The organism is Pectobacterium artocarpous, assembly GCF_046159765.1.
In the GTDB taxonomy this organism is placed as follows: Bacteria; Pseudomonadota; Gammaproteobacteria; order Enterobacterales; family Enterobacteriaceae; genus Pectobacterium.
Window position 1 is genome coordinate 1 of sequence record NZ_JBJXVK010000009.1, and the last position, 17,195, is coordinate 17,195.

Sequence of the window (17,195 nt, forward strand, 5' to 3'; positions counted from 1 at the left end):
CTGTTGGAGTGAACATATCAAAAACAGGCAATTACACAATTTAAATTACAGTCTCTTTTAAAAACAAACTTTAAAGTAGTGGCCTCTTGATTGAGGCCATCATTTTATTTCCGTATTTCGCTTCCCCACCAATCCATCAACTCTTTTCGCTGTTCAAGATAGGTTGAGCGGTTATAAGCCCGTCGAACTTCGTTCTTATCGCAATGAGCTAACGCCGCCTCAATCACATCAGGATTAAAACCAGCTTCATTCATGGCAGTACTGGCTATCGAGCGTAAACCATGTGCGACCAGTTTGCCACCGTAGCCGATGCGTTTTAATGCAGCGTTCGCGGTCTGGCTGTTCATGGGCTTTTTAGGATCATTACGGCTGGGAAATACGTGCTCCCGGTTGCCGCTGATAGGGCGCATGATGTCGAGCAGTTCCAGCGCCTGATTGGAGAGCGGCACAATATGATCGCGCTTGGCTTTCATTCGTTCAGCCGGAATACTCCACGTTCTTTTCTCTATATCGATCTCTGCCCATGCTGTGGCGGAGGCTTCTGCCGGGCGGATTAGTGTCAATAGCTGCCATTCTAATAAGCAACGGGTCGGAATGGACAGGTTAGACATGGCAATGGTGCGCATTAGTTTGGGGAGTTCTTCTGGCCGGATAGTCGGCATATGCTGCTTTTTAGGGCGTTCAAAGGCCATACCTATGCCAGAGGCTGGGTTAGCGTCAATCAGCCCCGTATTGACCGCGTAAACCATGATTTCGTTAATGCGCTGTACCAAACGTCTTACGGTTTCCAGTGCGCCACGGGCTTTAATCGGCTCTAACGCCTGTATCAACGTGCGGGCTTTGATTTCCTGTACCGGGATATTCTCAATTGCTGGGAGCACGTCTTTTTCCAGCGATCGCCAAATGTCTTTAGCGTGATCGGCGCTGACATTCGTCTGTTTCAACGTGAACCAGCTACGCGCCACGTTAATAAAGATGCTTTCCACCGCGATTTGCGCTTCTTCCTCTTCTTTAGCCACTTTTTCCTGTGGATCGATACCTTTGGCTAACAAAGAGAGTTTTTCGTCTCTCATTGCGCGGGCGTCGGCTAGCGATAATGCCGGGTAAGCGCCAAACCCGATCATGGTGCGTTGGCCGGTTGTTGGTTTCTGGTAGCGGAACCGCCACAGCTTTTTCCCGGTAGTTTTGACTAAGAGAAATAACCCGTTGCCGTCATGCAACGTCAGATCTTTATCTGTCGCTTTGGCTTTTTGTACTTCAGTGTGGGTGAGGGGGCGGGTTGTCCGTGCCATGTGGGGAATCCTTTGTCATTGGTATACACATGCAATTGGTATACGCCTTTTGGTATATATCCTACCGTATACCAATTCGTATACCAATAATCTCTGGATTCAGGCGAATATCGTCGGACAATAACGGACACAAAAAAGCCCGCAGGGCTTGTGCCGTGCGGGCTTTCTGGATTTCACCGGACGTATCCGGATCATAATGTGGTGGAGCTGGGGGGATTTGAACCCCCGTCCGGAACCACTCTACCGTCGGTACTACATGCTTAGTCTATCTTTACATTCGCTTGCCAGCTGCGAATAGACACGCCACTAACAAACTAGCCTGATTAGATTTAGTGCTTCAACCCCAGGCAAGGCATCCACACGATCTCTTTTGGGTTTGACCTCTCTTGATCCCCGTCCTAAGAGCGGAGGCTAGGGAGAGAGGGCTCTAAGCAGGTTATTAAGCTGCTAAAGCGTAGTTTTCGTCGTTTGCGACTATTTTTTTGCGGCTTTTTACGAGGCCAACCGCCCCTCGGCATGCACCTTGGGCTTTGCAAATCCCGTCGAATCCAGAATCAGCCCCCAAGAAACTGTCGCCAGTATACCAGAACTTACCGTTGTTAAGCCAGTGGCTTAGCGATTGGCGTTCTTCATGATACGGGCTTTGTCTAACTTCCATTCACGTTCTTTGATGTCGTCACGCTTATCGTGATCCTTTTTGCCTTTCGCCACGCCGATTTTGACTTTGCTCCAGGCATTTTTCCAATACATAGACAGCGCGACGACGGTGTAGCCTTCACGACTGACGCGGCCAAATAACGATTCCAGCTCGCGTTTGTTGAGCAGGAGTTTGCGAGTACGAATAGGATCGCAAACAACGTGTGATGAAGCCACATTCAGCGGCGTGATTGTCGCGCCAAACAGGTAAGCCTCACCGTTCATGAAGGTGACATAGCTGTCGCTGAGGTTTGCTTTGCCTGCGCGCAGTGATTTAACTTCCCATCCTTGCAGCGCAAGGCCAGCCTCAAATTCTTCCTCAATGAAGTATTCGTGACGGGCGCGTTTGTTCTGCGCAATGGTGGCGGAACCGGGTTTGTATGCTTTTCTCTTTGTCATAGTGCCGTCATTATACTGGATGTCATTGGGAATGAAATCCCCGCCGTGTGTCCGTGTCGTGGTTAATGATATCGTGCGATCAGCTTCGCAGAATTTTTGTCTGTCGGGCTATCAGTGCTATTATTTTGCGCGTTTTATGAATCTCGGAAAATAGTATGCCAAAGATAAGTCGTTCCGCACTGGTGCCGTTCAGTGCTGAACAGATGTACAAGCTGGTGAATGATGTCGCTTCCTACCCCGCGTTTTTACCGGGCTGTACGGGGAGCCGTGTGCTCTCCTCGTCCGACGAGGAGATGACCGCCGCAGTCGACGTTTCCAAAGCGGGTATAAGCAAGACATTTACCACACGTAATACGCTGACGCATAACAATAATATCAATATGCAGTTGGTCGATGGCCCGTTCCGTCAGTTGGGTGGCGACTGGCGTTTTACGCCGCTGAGCGCTGATGCTTGTAAAGTCGAGCTGCATCTGGAATTTGAATTCACCAATGCCTTGATTGAACTCGCTTTTGGCAAAGTATTCAAGGAGCTGGCCGGAAATATGGTGCAAGCTTTCACGCAGCGAGCCAAAGAGGTCTACAGTGTCCGCAATGCAGGTTGATGTGGTCTACGCGCTGCCGGAACGCCAGTATCTGCGCACGGTGAAGCTGGAAGAGGGCTGCACGGTTGAGCAGGCTATTGTGGCATCGGGCCTGCTGGAGCTGCGCCATGATATCGATTTGCAGGTGAATAAAGTCGGTATTTATAGTCGTGCAGCGAAGCTGGCCGACGTTGTGCAGGATGGTGATCGCGTGGAAATTTATCGCCCGCTGATTGCCGATCCAAAAGAGCTACGTCGCCAGCGCGCCGAGCGCTCTAAGAGCAAATCCTGAGCAATACCGCTAAACAAAAAATGACGTTTCCCTGCTCGTTGTTACTTAGATACCCTTACAAAAAACACAGGCAAACCTGAAACCTTCAGATTTGCCTGCTGTTATACCCGCCATACATCAAGCCGCGTGTGCGTTGGCTTTCTTCAAGGACTCTGCCCATTGTGGGGTTCGTCTTAACGTGCCGCTTCTGGTTGCCGGGATCGTTAATCCTGATTCAGCCAAGCGGCATTGAAAGCATTAATTCAGCGCAGGCTTGTTGTTGATATTGGTTAACACGCCACTGCCGCTGAAGGTCAGCGTCAGCGTCTGCTGTTTTACCGACTCATGGCCAGGCTGTTGGCGGAAGACATAAAACCAGGTATCGCTGCCAAACGGATCCTGCATCATAGGCGTACCCAGCGTATAAGCGACCTGTTGTTTGGTCATGCCGGTGTGAATTTTCGCAACGTCAGCCGGTGCCAGATAGTTTCCCTGATTGATGTCCGGCCGATAGACCACCTTTTCCAGTGTGGAACAACCGGCGGTCAGCATAACAACCACCGCGGCGACGACAGTCAGCGTTTTACAGCGCATAGTGATTACATTCCTTAAGGGCATAGGTTGCCGATGATAATAGACCTTGCAGGACTTGGAAACCTGCAAGGCGATTGTATGACCTCAGGAAGGTAAAAAAGTTGAGCTTTTTTACCAGTAACGCACCTTTCTGGCCTTTGCCTGCGGTAGATTTTAGGCTGCCAGCAATTCTTTGGCATTTGCCAGCGTGTTTTTGGTTACGGCGCTGCCGCCCAGGAGACGGGCCAGTTCCTGTAGCCGAGCGCGCTTATCCAACGGCTGCATCAGGGTTTCTGTTTCTGCACCGTCCGTTTGTTTACTTACGAAGAAGTGCTGATGTCCGCAGCCTGCGACCTGCGGCAGGTGCGTCACGCACATCACCTGCGTAGATTCGCCGAGCTGGCGTAGCATTCTGCCGACGATGGCAGCGGTTGGTCCGCTAATACCCACATCGACCTCATCGAAGATCATCGCTGGCGTGTCCATCTTCTGTGCGGTGATTACCTGAATAATCAGCGCGATACGCGACAGTTCGCCGCCCGATGCCACTTTCGCCAACGTCTGATGTGGCTGGCCGGGGTTGGTGGTCACGCGGAACTCGATACTGTCAGCACCGGTGGCCGTCAGGCTGTCCGGTGTAAATCTCACATCAATCGTGAAGTGACCGTGTGGCATCGCCAGCTCACGCATATTGGTGGTGATGAGCTGTGCCAGCTCGCTGGCGTGGTGCTGACGACGCATGTGCAGTTGTTCTGCAAGGTGCAACGCCTGCTGATGATATTCGCCGACGGAAGCGCTAAGCGCGTCATGGTCGCTTTCCTGCTGTTCCAACTGTTGTTGTTCTTCCAGTAGCTGCTGATGGAACGCCGGGAGCGCCTCTGGAGCAACATGGTGCTTGCGAGCCAGTGCGAGCTGCCGCGACAGGCGTTGTTCCAGTTCATACAGGCGAACCGGGTCGAGATCCATTTGTTCGCTGTAGTGGCGCAGTTCATCGCTCGCTTCGCTGAGCTGAATGCCTGCTTCTTCGAGCATGGACAGCACGGTAGACAGCTTGTCATCCATGCTGATGAGTTCGCTAAGCTGGTGCTTTACGCTGTGCAGCATGCTGATGATGTTCTGCTCTTCGTCTTCGCCCAGCAGTTGCATGGCCTGTTGGCTCATCGTCAATAGCTGGCCGCTATTTGCGAGGCGCTTGTATTCAACGTCAATCTGTTCGTATTCACCGGACTGTGGGGCGAATTCATTCAGCTCTTTCAACTGGTATTGCAGTAGTTCCCGGCGGGCCTCGCGCTCAATCGCCGCCTGTTGCAGTTGCGCCAGCGCACGGCAGCTTTGGTGCCATTGATGCCAAACCTGCTGCATAGCAACCAGCAGCTTCGGTTCATCGGCGTAGGCATCCAGCAGGTGTTTTTGGTGGTCGGGGCGCAGCAGTAGCTGATGAGCATGTTGGCCATGTACTTGAATCAGGTGCTGACCGAGTTCGCGTAACTGGGACAACGGCACAGCGGTGCCGTTAATAAAGCCACGCGAGCGACCATCGACGCTAATGACGCGGCGCAGCAGGCACTCGTTGCTGTCATCCAACTGGTTTTCTTCCAGCCACTGGCGTGCCGTTGGGGTATCTGCCAGCGCAAAGCGGGCGCAAATGTCGGCGCGGGCTGCGCCCGGCCTGACCATGCTGGCGTCAGAACGATTTCCCAGACATAAACCGAGGGCATCAATCGCAATCGATTTCCCCGCACCGGTTTCTCCGGTGATAACGCTCATTCCTGACTGAAAATCGATTTCTAATTCGCGCACGATGGCGAAGTGACTGATAGTGAGTTGCGCCAGCATGATAGCTCCTGTATGTAATCACATGTGATTACATACAGTATAAACTGGTTTTATATACAGTAAAGTAGCTGGATAGAATTTTAGAATAATTTTTTTGACCAGCCGAGTTTTGAGCTTAGTGTATTGAAATAGCTGTAATTTTTCGGATGAATCAGATTTAGGTGGTGCTCGCTGCGGCGAATCAGCACTTCTTCGCCTTCCTGTACCGGTAACGCAATCTGGCTGTCGCAACTGATTTCCAGGTCATTGGTAATGCAGGAAAATTTCAGCCGAATCGTACTGCTGCTGTTGATGACCAGCGGGCGTGCAGACAGCGTATGTGGGAACATGGGTACCAGCGCAATCGCATCCAGCGACGGCGTCAGAATCGGGCCGCCAGCGGAAAGGGAATAGGCGGTTGAGCCAGTAGGCGTAGCGATAATTAGGCCGTCTGAACGTTGGGAAAAGGCGAACTTGTCGTCAATATAGACTTCAAATTCAATCATATGTGCGACTTTCCCCGGGTGAAGTACGACTTCATTAATGGCAGTACTGATGCTGTTGGGCTGGTTTGCACGGCAAACGTGTGCTTCCAGCATGAAGCGTTGTTCGCTCAGATAATGACCGTCGAGCACGTCAGAAAGCTGCTGCTGCGCCTGGTCAGGATCGAGGTCGGTCAGAAAACCGAGGTTACCACGGTTCACGCCGATAACCTTGATGTCATAGCGCGACAGCACGCGCGCCGCGCCGAGCATATTGCCATCACCGCCGACGACAACGGCCAGATCTGCCTGCTGGCCGATATCGGCAAGGCTACCGGTCGGCACGTCTTTCAGGTTCAGTTCACGGGCGATTTGCTGCTCGATCAGAACCGAGTAACCTTTGTCGGTGAGCCAGTGGTAAAGCATCTCATGAGTTGCCAGCGCCGTTGGGTGGCGCGGGTGGCCGACTATGCCAATACAATTAAACGGCCTGTTCATTGTAAGCGGTGTGTTCATTGCTGTTTTGTCCTCAGCGTGGTGTATCGGCAGCGACGGGAAGCAATATATGACGGGTTCCCTTGAATCCCCGATTTTGATCCCCATAATAAGCAACTAGCGAGATTAATGCTAAACCGCGGAGAATTTCATGAGTAGTAAAGAACAGAAAACGCCTGACGAGCAAGTGCTGGATCAAACGGAAGCAGCAAAAGGGCAGCAAACGGATGCCACGCCAGAGACGGCAGACGTAGCTGACCCGCGTGATGTACGCATCGCTGAGCTGGAAGCCCAGTTGAGCGAACTGCAACAGCGTGAACGTGACAATATGCTTCGCGTCCGTGCTGAAGCCGATAACATTCGCCGCCGTGCGGAAATGGATGTTGAGAAAGCGCATAAATTTGCGGTAGAAAAATTTGCCAGCGAAATGCTGCCAGTTATCGATAATCTGGAACGTGCGTTGGATACGGCGGACAAAGCCGACGAATCACTGGCTGCGATGATTGAAGGGGTTGAACTGACGCTGAAATCATTGCTGGATGCCGTCCGCAAATTTGGTATTGAGGTTGTCGGTGAGGTCAACGTACCATTTAACCCAGAAGTGCATCAGGCAATGACGATGCTGCCTTCGGCCGATCACCAGCCGAACCACGTCATGATGGTAATGCAAAAAGGCTATACGTTGAACGGCCGTTTGTTGCGTCCAGCAATGGTTGCGGTATCAAAAGCACAAGACTGATAGTTTTTGCTTTTAAGACTGTATTTACAACGCATCTTCATTCCAAACCCCGTGCCATCGCATGGGGTTTTTTGTTTATATCTTGTTAAGGTTTGTTTGATAAAAAAGATATTTTTTAGGTTTTGAATGGCTCATCATCTTTAACTATCAAAAGAATTGGTATCACCGCTCTAAATGCACTTGATAATCATTATCGTTTTTGTGAGAGTAATAAAACAACAGTGTTAGAAGGGTCATACTATGCCGGGTAGCCGTGTTATTGAGTCAACAAGCCGTACATCAAGGAAGATCAAACTCTCTTTGATGGGCCCGGCGTTTATCGCGGCGATTGGTTATATCGATCCGGGTAACTTCGCTACGAACATCCAGTCTGGCGCAGCCTATGGTTATACGCTGCTGTGGGTGGTGGTGTGGGCGAATCTGATGGCGATGCTGATCCAACTGCTGTCCGCCAAATTAGGGATCGCGACGGGTAAAAATCTGGCGGAACATATCCGCGATCGCTTTCCGCGTCCGGCCGTTTGGGCCTATTGGGTGCAGGCTGAAATTATTGCGATGGCGACCGATCTGGCCGAATTTATCGGTGCGGCGGTTGGTTTCAAACTGCTCTTGGGCGTGTCGTTGCTGGAAGGCGCGATCCTCACCGCTATTGCAACTTTCCTGATTTTAATGTTGCAACAGCGCGGTCAGAAGCCGCTGGAGATGGTTATCGGCGGACTGCTGCTGTTTGTTGCAGCGGCGTATATTGTCGAGTTGGTCTTCTCTCAGCCGGAGCTATCCGCGTTAGCCAAAGGTATGGCGATCCCTAGTCTGCCGACCTCCGATGCCGTGCTGCTGGCGGCGGGTGTTCTGGGGGCGACCATTATGCCGCATGTGATTTACCTTCACTCTTCCTTGACGCAGCACGAAGGCCGCCATACCCGTGCCGAGCGTTATTCCGCAACGAAAGTCGATGTCGCGATTGCGATGACGATAGCCGGATTCGTCAATCTGGCGATGATGGCGACGGCGGCGGCAGCGTTCCATTTCAGCGGCAATCAGAATATTGCCGATCTGGATAAAGCCTACCTCACGCTGGAGCCGCTGTTAGGCAAAGCTGCTGCAATAATTTTTGGTCTGAGCCTGGTGGCCGCCGGCCTGTCCTCTACGGTTGTCGGTACGCTGGCGGGGCAGGTGGTGATGCAGGGATTTGTGCGTTTCCACATTCCGCTTTGGGTTCGCCGCACCGTAACGATGCTGCCGTCGTTTATCGTGATCCTGTCCGGTATGGATCCGACGCGCGTGCTGGTGCTAAGTCAAGTGGTACTGAGCTTCGGGATTGCGCTGGCGCTGATTCCACTGTTGTCCTTCACTGGCAACCGTGAACTGATGGGAACGATGGTCAACGGCAAATGGGTACAGCGTATTGGGCAACTTATTGTCGTTCTCGTGGTTTCTCTGAATATGTATCTGCTCATTGATACGATGCTGGGGATATAAGTCTGGTGCCACGTATGTGGCACCGTTTCACTATTTACTGGTTACTGGTTACTGGTTACTGGTTACTGGTTACTGGTTACTAGCCTTCCTCAGCTCCGTCACCGGAACGCCGCCTATCCCCCAGTTGTCCGTGTCGACTTCATCAATCACGACGACGGTGGTTTTCGGGTTTTTGTTTAGCACATCGACCAGCAGTTGGGTCACGCCCTCAATCAACTGACGTTTTTGTTCAGTGGTGGCACCTTCATTGGTGATTTTGATGTTGACGTATGGCATGGGTTCTCCGGGGTTATGGTTGTGGTCGACGGAAGGGGAAACAGAGCCCTGCCGCGATGAAAAGTGCTGCTGCGCTGCACAGTATCGCTGGCGCGATAGCGTTGGTATTCGTCAAGGCGCTGGTGAGCAGTGGACCAAGAATTTGGCCAATGCCGTAAGTGAGCGTCACCAGACCAAGCAGGTTGATGCTGTGCGGTGCGCGTAGCCGTTTGGCGAAGGGCATCACCAGCGAGGTCGTTCCCATAAAGGTAGCACCAAAGCCGATACCACTGAATATCAGCGCTATGGGAGAGTGGCTGAACAGCGTCAGCAGGACGCATATGCCCTGAATGAGCAGGTTTGCTGTTAGGCTGGGCAAGGTTCCCCAGCGGCTGGCAGCCCATAGCCAGAAAAAACAGCCGGGAATGATGGCCAGCCCAACCAGCGACCAGAGATGAAGAGATAAATGCGGCATACCCAGTGCAGTCACCATCAACGGCAGATAGGTGGCGATGATGATATACCCGAAGCCTGCAAGGCCATACAACAACGCAAGCCGCCGCCAGCCAGGCAGAGGTGGCTCATCGGTATTCGTCAGCGGCTGCGGCGCGACGCTGGATTTAGGCGGAGAAAGGATGAATAAGGCAATCAGAAGTAGCGTGGAGAGCAGAGCGGCACCCCACCATAATAACCCGGCGGTGAGGGCGTAATGCCGTCCGATGATGATGAATTCATTGCCCAATACGATCCCCACACCTACTCCGGCGTAGAGCGAGGCGATAACGTGAGTCTGCCTACTGTGATTCTGGGTATGGTGCAAAATGGTCAACGAACCGAAGATCATCATTGCTGCACTGGCGATCCCGGCGAGGAAACGAATAAGCATGACCAGCATCGTGTGGGTGGTCAGTGCCATCGCGAAGAGCAAAATGCCGTTCGCGGCGGCAGCGCTAAACATCAGGAACATGGGGTGAGAGGCTGAGGCGCGACGGCTGAAAGAGAAAAACAGGCTACCGAACAGATAGCCAGCGTAGTTCGCGCTGGCAATATAGGAAAGCTGGTTGAAGGTGAAGCTGCTCTCTTCCAGCATCACGGGCAGCATCGGCGTATACAAAAAGCGTCCAAGCCCCATGCCTAACGCCAGCACGATCGTCCCGAAAAGGGCAAGCGTCAGCGTATCCGAGAGGGGAATAAGGCGAGGACGATCCATTATGCGATGACCCAAAGTACAGAGAACATGCCGTTATCCTGCCCATTTTCTCAGCAAATAAAAGTGAATAGTAATGAGCAGGTTGATGACGTAAAGAGAACGTTTTTCTTTGTGATGTGGAGAGGCTTGTGTATCACACCCGACGCCATTGGATCGATCGTGCTGACGTCGGGCTTTTTACCGCAGCTACCGCTATGCGATCGTTTTACTGAACGCGTCGACGGCAACAATCGCGTGGGCGACGTCTTCTGCCGTTAACCCGCTGTCCAGATTTTTCAGCGTATCGGCGTCGCTGCACGCCAGCTCTCCGACTTTGACCAGATTCTCAAACGACTCATTTTCCAGATGCAGATCTTTTAACCGGGTTGGCATGTTGATGGCGCGGTAAAAGCGGATGTAGCGTGCGATTTCTTCATCGGGGCGCTGCTCCAGCACCATATGCGTTAACGTGCCATAGGCGACTTTTTCCCCGTGCGTGAGGTGGTGGATATCGCCTTTAATCGCGGTAAAACCGTTGTGGATAGCGTGAGCGCCAGCCAGCCCGCCATTCTCGAACCCGAGGCCGGAAAGCAGCGTATTCGCTTCAACCACAGATTCCACCGCTGGCGTGACGGCACCTTTCTCCACTGCTTTATAGGCGCTGTAGCCGTAGGTGAGTAGTGTTTTTTCGCAGGTTTCGGCAATCGCCATGCCCGCTAGCGTGGGTTTACCGCCCAACATGGAAAGTGAGTGAGAACGCAGAACCGCCTGTGCTTCGACAAACGTAGCCAGCCCATCGGCAATGCCTGAGGCAAACAGGCGGGCAGGAGCCTGAGCGCAGACGGCGGTATCGACCAGTACCAGATCGGGGTTTTTATCGTAAAAGCGATAGGATTCAAACACGCCGTCGTCGGTGTAGATGACAGACAGCGCGCTGCACGGTGCATCCGTTGACGCCACGGTTGGGACGATCGCGACGTTGTGTTTCAGTTCATCGGCGACAGCTTTCGCGGTATCCAGCGTTTTGCCGCCACCTAATCCGACGACGATATTCGTACCAGCGTCACGCGCCAACTTGGCAAGGCGCGTGATTTCGTTACTGGACGCCTCACCGTTAAAGCGCTCGTAATGGTGGCCGATGCTCGCCTGTTTAAGAGAGGTATCGACGCGCTGGCCGATGATGTCCCACACGATGCTGTCCGCCATCAGAAAGGCTTTCGTACCTAGCGGCTTAAGCTGCTCGCCCAGCTCATCCAGCACGCCGCGACCCTGAACATATTTTCTAGGTGAAGAGAAAATGAAATGGCTCATGTTGTCTACCTCGATGATGTTGTTGGAGAAGTGATGCGGTATGGAATTTGAGCGGGTCAGGAAGGCGGTTGCGGTATGCACGCTATGGCGAATTGGCGGTGGTGGTGGAGGTAACAAAAGCGCAGCGTGACTTCCTGAAACGCGAATAACTTAGGGTATAGCATAGACGAGAAACCAGAGATGGACGAAAAGAGCGAAATGGAAGCGCGACGATAAATCATAAAAATCATTCGGTTAGTGAAAAGGTTATGTCGTAATTACCGCTGCGCCTGCGTTTCCCTGCCCGTTTATGTCGGGGCGAAAAGGGGATATGATGTGTGACTCTACTATATGAAAAGCGTTCCTCCAGCCATCGATCGTCGAGGTGTTTGCATGTCGTCTCCCATTGATATCGTCGAAAAGAAGCTGCTGTCCGACCACTGGTTTATTCTTCATAAATATATTTTTGATTTAAAAAGAAAGAATGGCGGTGTAGTGCGCCAAATTCGTGAGGTTTACGACCGTGGTGATGGTGCGACGATTCTGCTGTACAACCGGGCGAAAGGCACGGTGATCCTGACGCGGCAGTTCCGTATTCCTACCTACGTCAACGGTAACGAGAGCGGCATGCTGCTGGAGGCGTGCGCGGGGTTACTGGACGATCATTCGCCCGAAGAGTGCATCCGTAATGAGGCGATAGAAGAAACCGGTTATGCGGTTGGTAACGTCGAGAAGTTGTTCGATGCCTACATGTCGCCCGGCGGTGTCACAGAACGGCTGCACTTCTTTGCGGCCGAATACGATGAATCGCTACGGGATAACTCGGGCGGCGGTGTGGAAGATGAAGATATCGAAGTGCTGGAATTGCCGTTCAGCGAAGCCGTCGCGATGATGAACGATGGTAGGATTAAAGACGGCAAAACCATCATGCTGCTACAGCACGCGATCATTCGCGGCTGGTTTGTCAGAACATAGACAGGGTTTGCGGCACACGGGTATCCTCGTGTGCCTCTTGAAGTTGTGTGGTAACGCTTTCATTCTTGTGTCATTTCATGGTGACGGCGTGATTGTGGTTAATATTAACCGAATAACCTTTTTCTCTGTTTTTATATTTTCATTTTTTGTTTTATTTTCAATGGTATGATCTGGATTTTGTCTTTATTTTAGTCGCTTTTATCGGTTGGTATGTGCGCTATAGGGGGGAAATTTTTCCTAAAATTTTTGTATTTAGATCGAATATTTAGTCATTTCTCACCCCGTTGTGTGACCCGTATCACCGGATGAAAGAATGTAAGCGGTGTAACTCGTTGCTTCATTATGCAGTAACTCATATTCTTTCTTTACAAAAAGTAAAGAAGGACTGCTCTGATGAAGATCAAGAATAAAGTATCCACCCTATTTGCAGTTTCATTGCTCACGCTGGGCGTATCAAGTCAAAGTCTGGCTGCTGAAGTCACCGTATGGGCCTGGGATCCTAACTTCAATGTCGCGGCAATGCATGAGGCCTCGTCGATATATAAAAAAGCCGATCCCAGTTTTAGTCTGAAAGTGATCGACTCTGGTAAAGAAGATATTGAACAGAAATTGAATACCATGTTGGCTTCTGGGGTTAAAAACTCGCTTCCTGATATTGTACTGATTGAAGATTATAATGCTCAGAAATATCTTCAGGCTTATCCTGACTCGTTTATCCCATTACAGGATGTTATCGATTATAGCCAGTTTGCACCTTATAAAACGAAAGTGATGACGGTAGAGAATAAGGTCTACGGTGTTCCTTTTGATTCCGGCGTGGCGGGAATGTTCTATCGACTCGATTATCTGGAAGCAGCCGGATATAAAGAGAGTGATATGGTCAGTATTACCTGGGATAAATATATTGAGATCGGTAAGCAGGTAAAAGCGAAAACCGGTGTTGATATGCTGACCTACGATATGAACGATGTGGTTCTTCCTCATATTATGATGCAGTCTGGTGGAGAATGGTTCTTCGATAATCAAGGGCAACTCAATCTCACTAAAAATAATGCACTGAAAGAAACATTAAAAACGATTAAAGCGATTAACGATGCGAAAATTGCACGTCCTATTTCGGGTTGGTCAAGTTTTGTGGGGAGCTTTAATGCCGGAAAATCGGCGAGTGTAGTTTCTGGTGTATGGGTAATTGGTTCAATTAAAAGCGCTGAAGACCAGAAAGGAAAATGGCGTGTCGCACCGATCCCACGGTTGAACCTCGACAAAGCGGTACATGCCTCTAATCAAGGGGGCTCAAGCTGGTATGTCTTAAAGGGCGGCAAAAACACGAAACAGGCGATTGAGTTTTTGCAGAAAACCTTCGCGGCCGATAGCAATATGTATCAAACCCTTTTGGTTGATCGTGGTGCGCTTGCCACTTTCCTCCCTGCGACTTCCGGCTCTGCTTACGCGGTACACGATCCGTTCTTTGGTGGGCAACCGGTGTTTGCTGATTTTTCTAAATGGGTGACTGAAATCCCACAGGTTTCCTACGGTATGTATACCCAGGAAGTTGATAACGCCATTGCTGCTGAAATACCTGCATTACTGAAAGGCGATTCTGTCGATGACGTGTTAAAACGCGCCGAAACGACACTAAAAAATCAGATTATGCAGTAGCGAGTGTGAGCTTGAGGGCGGGAAGCCCTCAAGCAGTTCTCTCCGGAAATCGATGGTGTGATAAAGATGTATAAACCTAAAATGAATAGGCTTTATAACATCAACGGCTGGGCTTTTGTTGCTATCGCTGTTGGATTAATTGCCTTAATGACGATATACCCTATTTTCAAATCACTTTGGCTCTCTTTTCAGTCTGGCCGCGGTGTGGTGACACAATTTGTTGGCCTGGGGAATATCATTCGTTTATTTCATGATCCTATGTTCAAAACGGCACTTTGGAATACGTTGACGTTTCTGGTAATCCAAGTTCCGATTATGATTTTATTGTCATTGGCCATTTCTTCTTGTTTGAATTCGTCTCAGCTTAAATATCGCCAATGGTTTAGAATAGCGATCTTTTTACCCTGTGTAACCTCACTGGTTGCCTACTCAATTCTTTTTAAGAGCATGTTTGAATTGGATGGCGTGATTAACTCATTCTTGCTGTTTATTCATGTTATTGATGATCCCATTCCGTGGCTATCCGATCCTTTCTGGGCGAAGGTAACGATCATTATTGCCATTACATGGCGTTGGACGGGATATAATATGATATTTTATCTTTCCGCTATGCAGAATATTGATAAATCGATTTATGAGGCTGCCCGAGTTGATGGCGTCAGCCCGATTAAGCAATTTTTCTTCATTACGATACCCTTGTTGAAACCGGTTATTCTTTTTACCAGTGTGACATCAACCATTGGCACATTACAGCTGTTTGATGAGGCGATGAATATCACGAATGGTGGCCCGGCAAATGCGACGCTGACGTTATCGCTTTATATTTATAACCTGTCATTCAAGTTTGTGCCTAACTTTGGCTATGCGGCAACGGTTTCGTACGTCATTGTTGTTTTTTCAGCAATATTGGCACTGATTCAGTTTAAAGCGGCACGGAAGGGATGAGATGAGGAAAAGTAAAGTTAACAGCATACTCATGCATGTTTTTCTCGTGTTGATGAGTATTTTTTCGCTTTTCCCTTTTTATTGGATGGTGGTGTCGAGCACGAATAGCACCAGCCAAATCAACATGGGGAAATTCACGTTTGGCGATCAATTACTGGTCAATTTTACCAACCTGACGAGCCAGGTGGATCTGGCTCTGGTGTTCTGGAATACGTCAAAAATTGCGTTGATCAGCACGGTGTCAACGCTTGTCGTGTGCTCTATCGCAGGCTATGCGTTTGAAATTTACTCTAGTAAGAATCGTGAGCGTGTCTATGTTGCGCTACTCACGACGATGATGATTCCGTTCGCGGCATTAATGATCCCGCTTTTCACCATGTTTGGTAAGGCAGGGTTACTGGATACGCACTTTGCGGTGATCATGCCGACCGTGGCCGGGGCATTTATTATTTTTTACTTCAGGCAGTGTACTAAAACGTTTCCGAGAGAGTTGATTGATGCTGCGCGCGTTGAAAGCGTCGCAGAATGGAAAATTTTCCTGTATGTCTATGTGCCGATTATGCGTGCCAGTTATTCCGCTGCTTTTATTATTGTTTTCATGACGTCATGGAATGCCTTTCTCTGGCCGCTTATTGTCCTTCAATCTAATGAATTAAAAACGATCAATCTGGTGTTATCGAGTTTTGCTTCTGCCTACTCGCCAGATTTCGGATTGATTATGGTTGGAACGGTGATTTCAACACTTCCCAGTTTACTTATCTTCTTTGCCATGCAGAAGCAATTTATCGCCAGCATGACGGGCGCGGTAAAGTAATACGCTCTCAATAGAAAATTAAAGTTTGAGGTTCACATGGCTGATATTTTACTCAAAAATATAGTGAAACGTTACGATAAGACGGAGACGATCCATCGTATCAATCTTGACATTTATTCTGGCGAATTTGTGGTATTCGTTGGCCCATCGGGATGTGGTAAATCGACGTTGCTGAGAATGATCGCTGGATTGGAAGAAATAACAGAGGGCGAAATTCATATTGATAACCGCTTAGTTAACCATTTTGATCCCGCAGAGCGAGGGATTGCGATGGTTTTCCAATCCTATGCGCTGTATCCGCATATGACCGTGGCTGAAAACATGGGATTTGGGTTAAGAATGAATGGGCACCCTAAAGCCGAAGTAGAAAAAATGGTGCGCAAGGCAGCGATGACGCTTCAGCTTGAAGCCTTGTTAGACCGTACACCAAAACAACTGTCTGGTGGTCAACGCCAGCGCGTTGCGATTGGGCGGGCAATTGTACGCGATCCTAAAGTGTTCTTATTCGATGAACCTCTATCGAACCTCGATGCCGAGTTGCGTGTGGAAATGCGTTTACAGATTGCCAGACTGCATCAGGAAATGCGTAATACCATGATATATGTGACGCACGACCAGGTAGAAGCGATGACGTTGGCGGATAAAATCGTGGTGTTAAATAAAGGATATATTGAACAGGTTGGCACACCGATGGAGTTATACCATAAGCCAGAGAATCTTTTTGTCGCCGGTTTTATTGGTTCGCCGAATATGAATTTTCTACCCGGAGAGGTGACACAGGTCGAAGGGAATAACGTGAGTCTCTTGATCAATAATCTCAATACACTTTCCGTTAATCTTGCGAACCACGGGCTACGAACCGATCAGAAAATTACCGTGGGTATTCGCCCTGAACACCTGAGTATTGACCCGAATGGTGGTGATGTCAGCTTGTCGATCAATAGTGAGGTCACCGAAAGACTGGGCAATGCGACATATATTTTTGGTGCTTACTCTGGTGTGAATCATTTTAAGGTACATTTGTCGGGTGACAACAGTATTGCGCCTTACTCAACCATCCCGCTGAGATGTCGTAGTGAAAATCTGCATTTTTTTGATGAAAATGGAAAACGCATTAATTAAAAAATAACTGTCTTTAACGTTGAGAATAACGCCATTAAAAAGGCTCTGTGGCGTAAATGGAAAATAATAAATCTAACCAGGTGGCTATCAATATTAGCCACTTGGTTTCTTATATGAGATTTAT

Annotated in this window: 17 protein-coding genes and 1 other RNA gene; 9 read left to right on the plus strand and 9 right to left on the minus strand. The window is 49.7% G+C overall.

The window, feature by feature from the left end; genetic code table 11:
* Nucleotides 1–104 precede the first annotated feature (104 nt).
* The 3 genes from ACKQAD_RS07555 to smpB all read right to left on the minus strand — a co-directional run bounded on the left by ACKQAD_RS07555 (nt 105) and on the right by smpB (nt 2,387).
* Nucleotides 105–1,292, minus strand: coding sequence for an integrase domain-containing protein (locus ACKQAD_RS07555; RefSeq protein ID WP_409159589.1), 1,188 nt, complete (start codon nt 1,290–1,292; stop codon nt 105–107).
* Nucleotides 1,293–1,491: 199 nt separating this feature from the next.
* Nucleotides 1,492–1,854: a transfer-messenger RNA gene (gene ssrA / locus ACKQAD_RS07560) on the minus strand.
* A gap of 50 nt (nt 1,855–1,904) precedes the next feature.
* Complete coding sequence (smpB, locus tag ACKQAD_RS07565; protein ID WP_409159590.1) at nt 1,905–2,387, minus strand: SsrA-binding protein SmpB; 483 nt, start codon at nt 2,385–2,387, stop codon at nt 1,905–1,907.
* 155 nt (nt 2,388–2,542) lie between these two features.
* Here smpB and ACKQAD_RS07570 point away from each other — a divergent pair, with 155 nt between their 5' ends.
* Both ACKQAD_RS07570 and ACKQAD_RS07575 read left to right on the plus strand, forming a co-directional pair.
* The gene (locus ACKQAD_RS07570) at nt 2,543–2,989 is read left to right on the plus strand and encodes a type II toxin-antitoxin system RatA family toxin (protein WP_409159591.1); all 447 of its coding nucleotides are present in this window, start codon (nt 2,543–2,545) and stop codon (nt 2,987–2,989) included.
* Nucleotides 2,979–3,260 carry an RnfH family protein gene (locus ACKQAD_RS07575; RefSeq protein ID WP_409159708.1) on the plus strand — a complete coding sequence of 94 codons (282 nt, stop codon included), beginning with the start codon at nt 2,979–2,981 and terminating at the stop codon, nt 3,258–3,260. The genes ACKQAD_RS07570 and ACKQAD_RS07575 overlap by 11 nt, the downstream gene beginning before the upstream one ends.
* Nucleotides 3,261–3,497: 237 nt before the next feature.
* Here ACKQAD_RS07575 and bamE read toward each other — a convergent pair whose 3' ends face one another.
* From bamE to nadK, 3 genes are all read right to left on the minus strand, one after another.
* A complete protein-coding gene (gene bamE / locus ACKQAD_RS07580) occupies nt 3,498–3,833 on the minus strand; it encodes an outer membrane protein assembly factor BamE (protein ID WP_039355545.1) in 336 nt (111 codons plus the stop codon).
* Nucleotides 3,834–3,986: 153 nt separating this feature from the next.
* Nucleotides 3,987–5,648: a DNA repair protein RecN gene (recN, locus tag ACKQAD_RS07585; RefSeq protein WP_409159592.1), complete on the minus strand. Its 1,662-nt coding sequence runs from the start codon at nt 5,646–5,648 to the stop codon at nt 3,987–3,989.
* Nucleotides 5,649–5,728: 80 nt separating this feature from the next.
* Nucleotides 5,729–6,607, minus strand: a complete 879-nt coding sequence (gene nadK / locus ACKQAD_RS07590) for an NAD(+) kinase (protein WP_409159709.1) — start codon at nt 6,605–6,607, stop codon at nt 5,729–5,731.
* A 148-nt stretch (nt 6,608–6,755) separates the two neighbouring features.
* On the opposite strand from nadK, the gene grpE reads away from it, so the two are divergent.
* Complete coding sequence (gene grpE / locus ACKQAD_RS07595; protein ID WP_409159593.1) at nt 6,756–7,343, plus strand: nucleotide exchange factor GrpE; 588 nt, start codon at nt 6,756–6,758, stop codon at nt 7,341–7,343.
* A 240-nt stretch (nt 7,344–7,583) separates the two neighbouring features.
* A complete protein-coding gene (locus ACKQAD_RS07600; RefSeq protein WP_409159594.1) occupies nt 7,584–8,822 on the plus strand; it encodes an Nramp family divalent metal transporter in 1,239 nt (412 codons plus the stop codon).
* 69 nt (nt 8,823–8,891) lie between these two features.
* On the opposite strand, the gene ACKQAD_RS07605 is transcribed toward ACKQAD_RS07600, so the two are convergent.
* The 3 genes from ACKQAD_RS07605 to ACKQAD_RS07615 all read right to left on the minus strand — a co-directional run bounded on the left by ACKQAD_RS07605 (nt 8,892) and on the right by ACKQAD_RS07615 (nt 11,577).
* Nucleotides 8,892–9,098, minus strand: coding sequence for a 2-hydroxymuconate tautomerase family protein (locus ACKQAD_RS07605; RefSeq protein ID WP_409159595.1), 207 nt, complete (start codon nt 9,096–9,098; stop codon nt 8,892–8,894).
* 13 nt (nt 9,099–9,111) lie between these two features.
* Complete coding sequence (locus ACKQAD_RS07610) at nt 9,112–10,287, minus strand: MFS transporter (protein WP_409159596.1); 1,176 nt, start codon at nt 10,285–10,287, stop codon at nt 9,112–9,114.
* A 192-nt stretch (nt 10,288–10,479) separates the two neighbouring features.
* Nucleotides 10,480–11,577 carry a glycerol dehydrogenase gene (locus tag ACKQAD_RS07615; RefSeq protein ID WP_409159597.1) on the minus strand — a complete coding sequence of 366 codons (1,098 nt, stop codon included), beginning with the start codon at nt 11,575–11,577 and terminating at the stop codon, nt 10,480–10,482.
* 372 nt (nt 11,578–11,949) lie between these two features.
* Between ACKQAD_RS07615 and nudK the strand changes: the two genes are divergently transcribed.
* The 5 genes from nudK to ACKQAD_RS07640 all read left to right on the plus strand — a co-directional run bounded on the left by nudK (nt 11,950) and on the right by ACKQAD_RS07640 (nt 17,071).
* The gene (gene nudK / locus ACKQAD_RS07620) at nt 11,950–12,531 is read left to right on the plus strand and encodes a GDP-mannose pyrophosphatase NudK (protein ID WP_409159598.1); all 582 of its coding nucleotides are present in this window, start codon (nt 11,950–11,952) and stop codon (nt 12,529–12,531) included.
* 393 nt (nt 12,532–12,924) lie between these two features.
* Complete coding sequence (locus ACKQAD_RS07625; protein ID WP_409159599.1) at nt 12,925–14,190, plus strand: ABC transporter substrate-binding protein; 1,266 nt, start codon at nt 12,925–12,927, stop codon at nt 14,188–14,190.
* A 66-nt stretch (nt 14,191–14,256) separates the two neighbouring features.
* Complete coding sequence (locus ACKQAD_RS07630) at nt 14,257–15,135, plus strand: carbohydrate ABC transporter permease (RefSeq protein ID WP_409159600.1); 879 nt, start codon at nt 14,257–14,259, stop codon at nt 15,133–15,135.
* A gap of 1 nt (nt 15,136) precedes the next feature.
* Entirely contained in the window at nt 15,137–15,949 is an 813-nt protein-coding gene (locus tag ACKQAD_RS07635; protein ID WP_409159601.1) for a carbohydrate ABC transporter permease, read from the plus strand.
* A gap of 36 nt (nt 15,950–15,985) precedes the next feature.
* A complete protein-coding gene (locus ACKQAD_RS07640) occupies nt 15,986–17,071 on the plus strand; it encodes an ABC transporter ATP-binding protein (RefSeq protein WP_409159602.1) in 1,086 nt (361 codons plus the stop codon).
* Nucleotides 17,072–17,195 lie beyond the last annotated feature (124 nt).

Coding starts and splice junctions, on each gene's coding strand:
- ACKQAD_RS07575 (WP_409159708.1), top strand. CDS start 2,979: ATGCAGGTTGATGTGGTCTACGCGCTGCCGGAACGCCAGTATCTGCGC.
- bamE (WP_039355545.1), bottom strand. CDS start 3,833: ATGCGCTGTAAAACGCTGACTGTCGTCGCCGCGGTGGTTGTTATGCTG.
- nadK (WP_409159709.1), bottom strand. CDS start 6,607: ATGAACAGGCCGTTTAATTGTATTGGCATAGTCGGCCACCCGCGCCAC.
- ACKQAD_RS07635 (WP_409159601.1), top strand. CDS start 15,137: ATGAGGAAAAGTAAAGTTAACAGCATACTCATGCATGTTTTTCTCGTG.
- ACKQAD_RS07640 (WP_409159602.1), top strand. CDS start 15,986: ATGGCTGATATTTTACTCAAAAATATAGTGAAACGTTACGATAAGACG.
- nudK (WP_409159598.1), top strand. CDS start 11,950: ATGTCGTCTCCCATTGATATCGTCGAAAAGAAGCTGCTGTCCGACCAC.
- ACKQAD_RS07605 (WP_409159595.1), bottom strand. CDS start 9,098: ATGCCATACGTCAACATCAAAATCACCAATGAAGGTGCCACCACTGAA.
- ACKQAD_RS07615 (WP_409159597.1), bottom strand. CDS start 11,577: ATGAGCCATTTCATTTTCTCTTCACCTAGAAAATATGTTCAGGGTCGC.
- ACKQAD_RS07600 (WP_409159594.1), top strand. CDS start 7,584: ATGCCGGGTAGCCGTGTTATTGAGTCAACAAGCCGTACATCAAGGAAG.
- recN (WP_409159592.1), bottom strand. CDS start 5,648: ATGCTGGCGCAACTCACTATCAGTCACTTCGCCATCGTGCGCGAATTA.
- ACKQAD_RS07570 (WP_409159591.1), top strand. CDS start 2,543: ATGCCAAAGATAAGTCGTTCCGCACTGGTGCCGTTCAGTGCTGAACAG.
- grpE (WP_409159593.1), top strand. CDS start 6,756: ATGAGTAGTAAAGAACAGAAAACGCCTGACGAGCAAGTGCTGGATCAA.
- ACKQAD_RS07610 (WP_409159596.1), bottom strand. CDS start 10,287: ATGGATCGTCCTCGCCTTATTCCCCTCTCGGATACGCTGACGCTTGCC.
- ACKQAD_RS07625 (WP_409159599.1), top strand. CDS start 12,925: ATGAAGATCAAGAATAAAGTATCCACCCTATTTGCAGTTTCATTGCTC.
- ACKQAD_RS07630 (WP_409159600.1), top strand. CDS start 14,257: ATGTATAAACCTAAAATGAATAGGCTTTATAACATCAACGGCTGGGCT.
- ACKQAD_RS07555 (WP_409159589.1), bottom strand. CDS start 1,292: ATGGCACGGACAACCCGCCCCCTCACCCACACTGAAGTACAAAAAGCC.
- smpB (WP_409159590.1), bottom strand. CDS start 2,387: ATGACAAAGAGAAAAGCATACAAACCCGGTTCCGCCACCATTGCGCAG.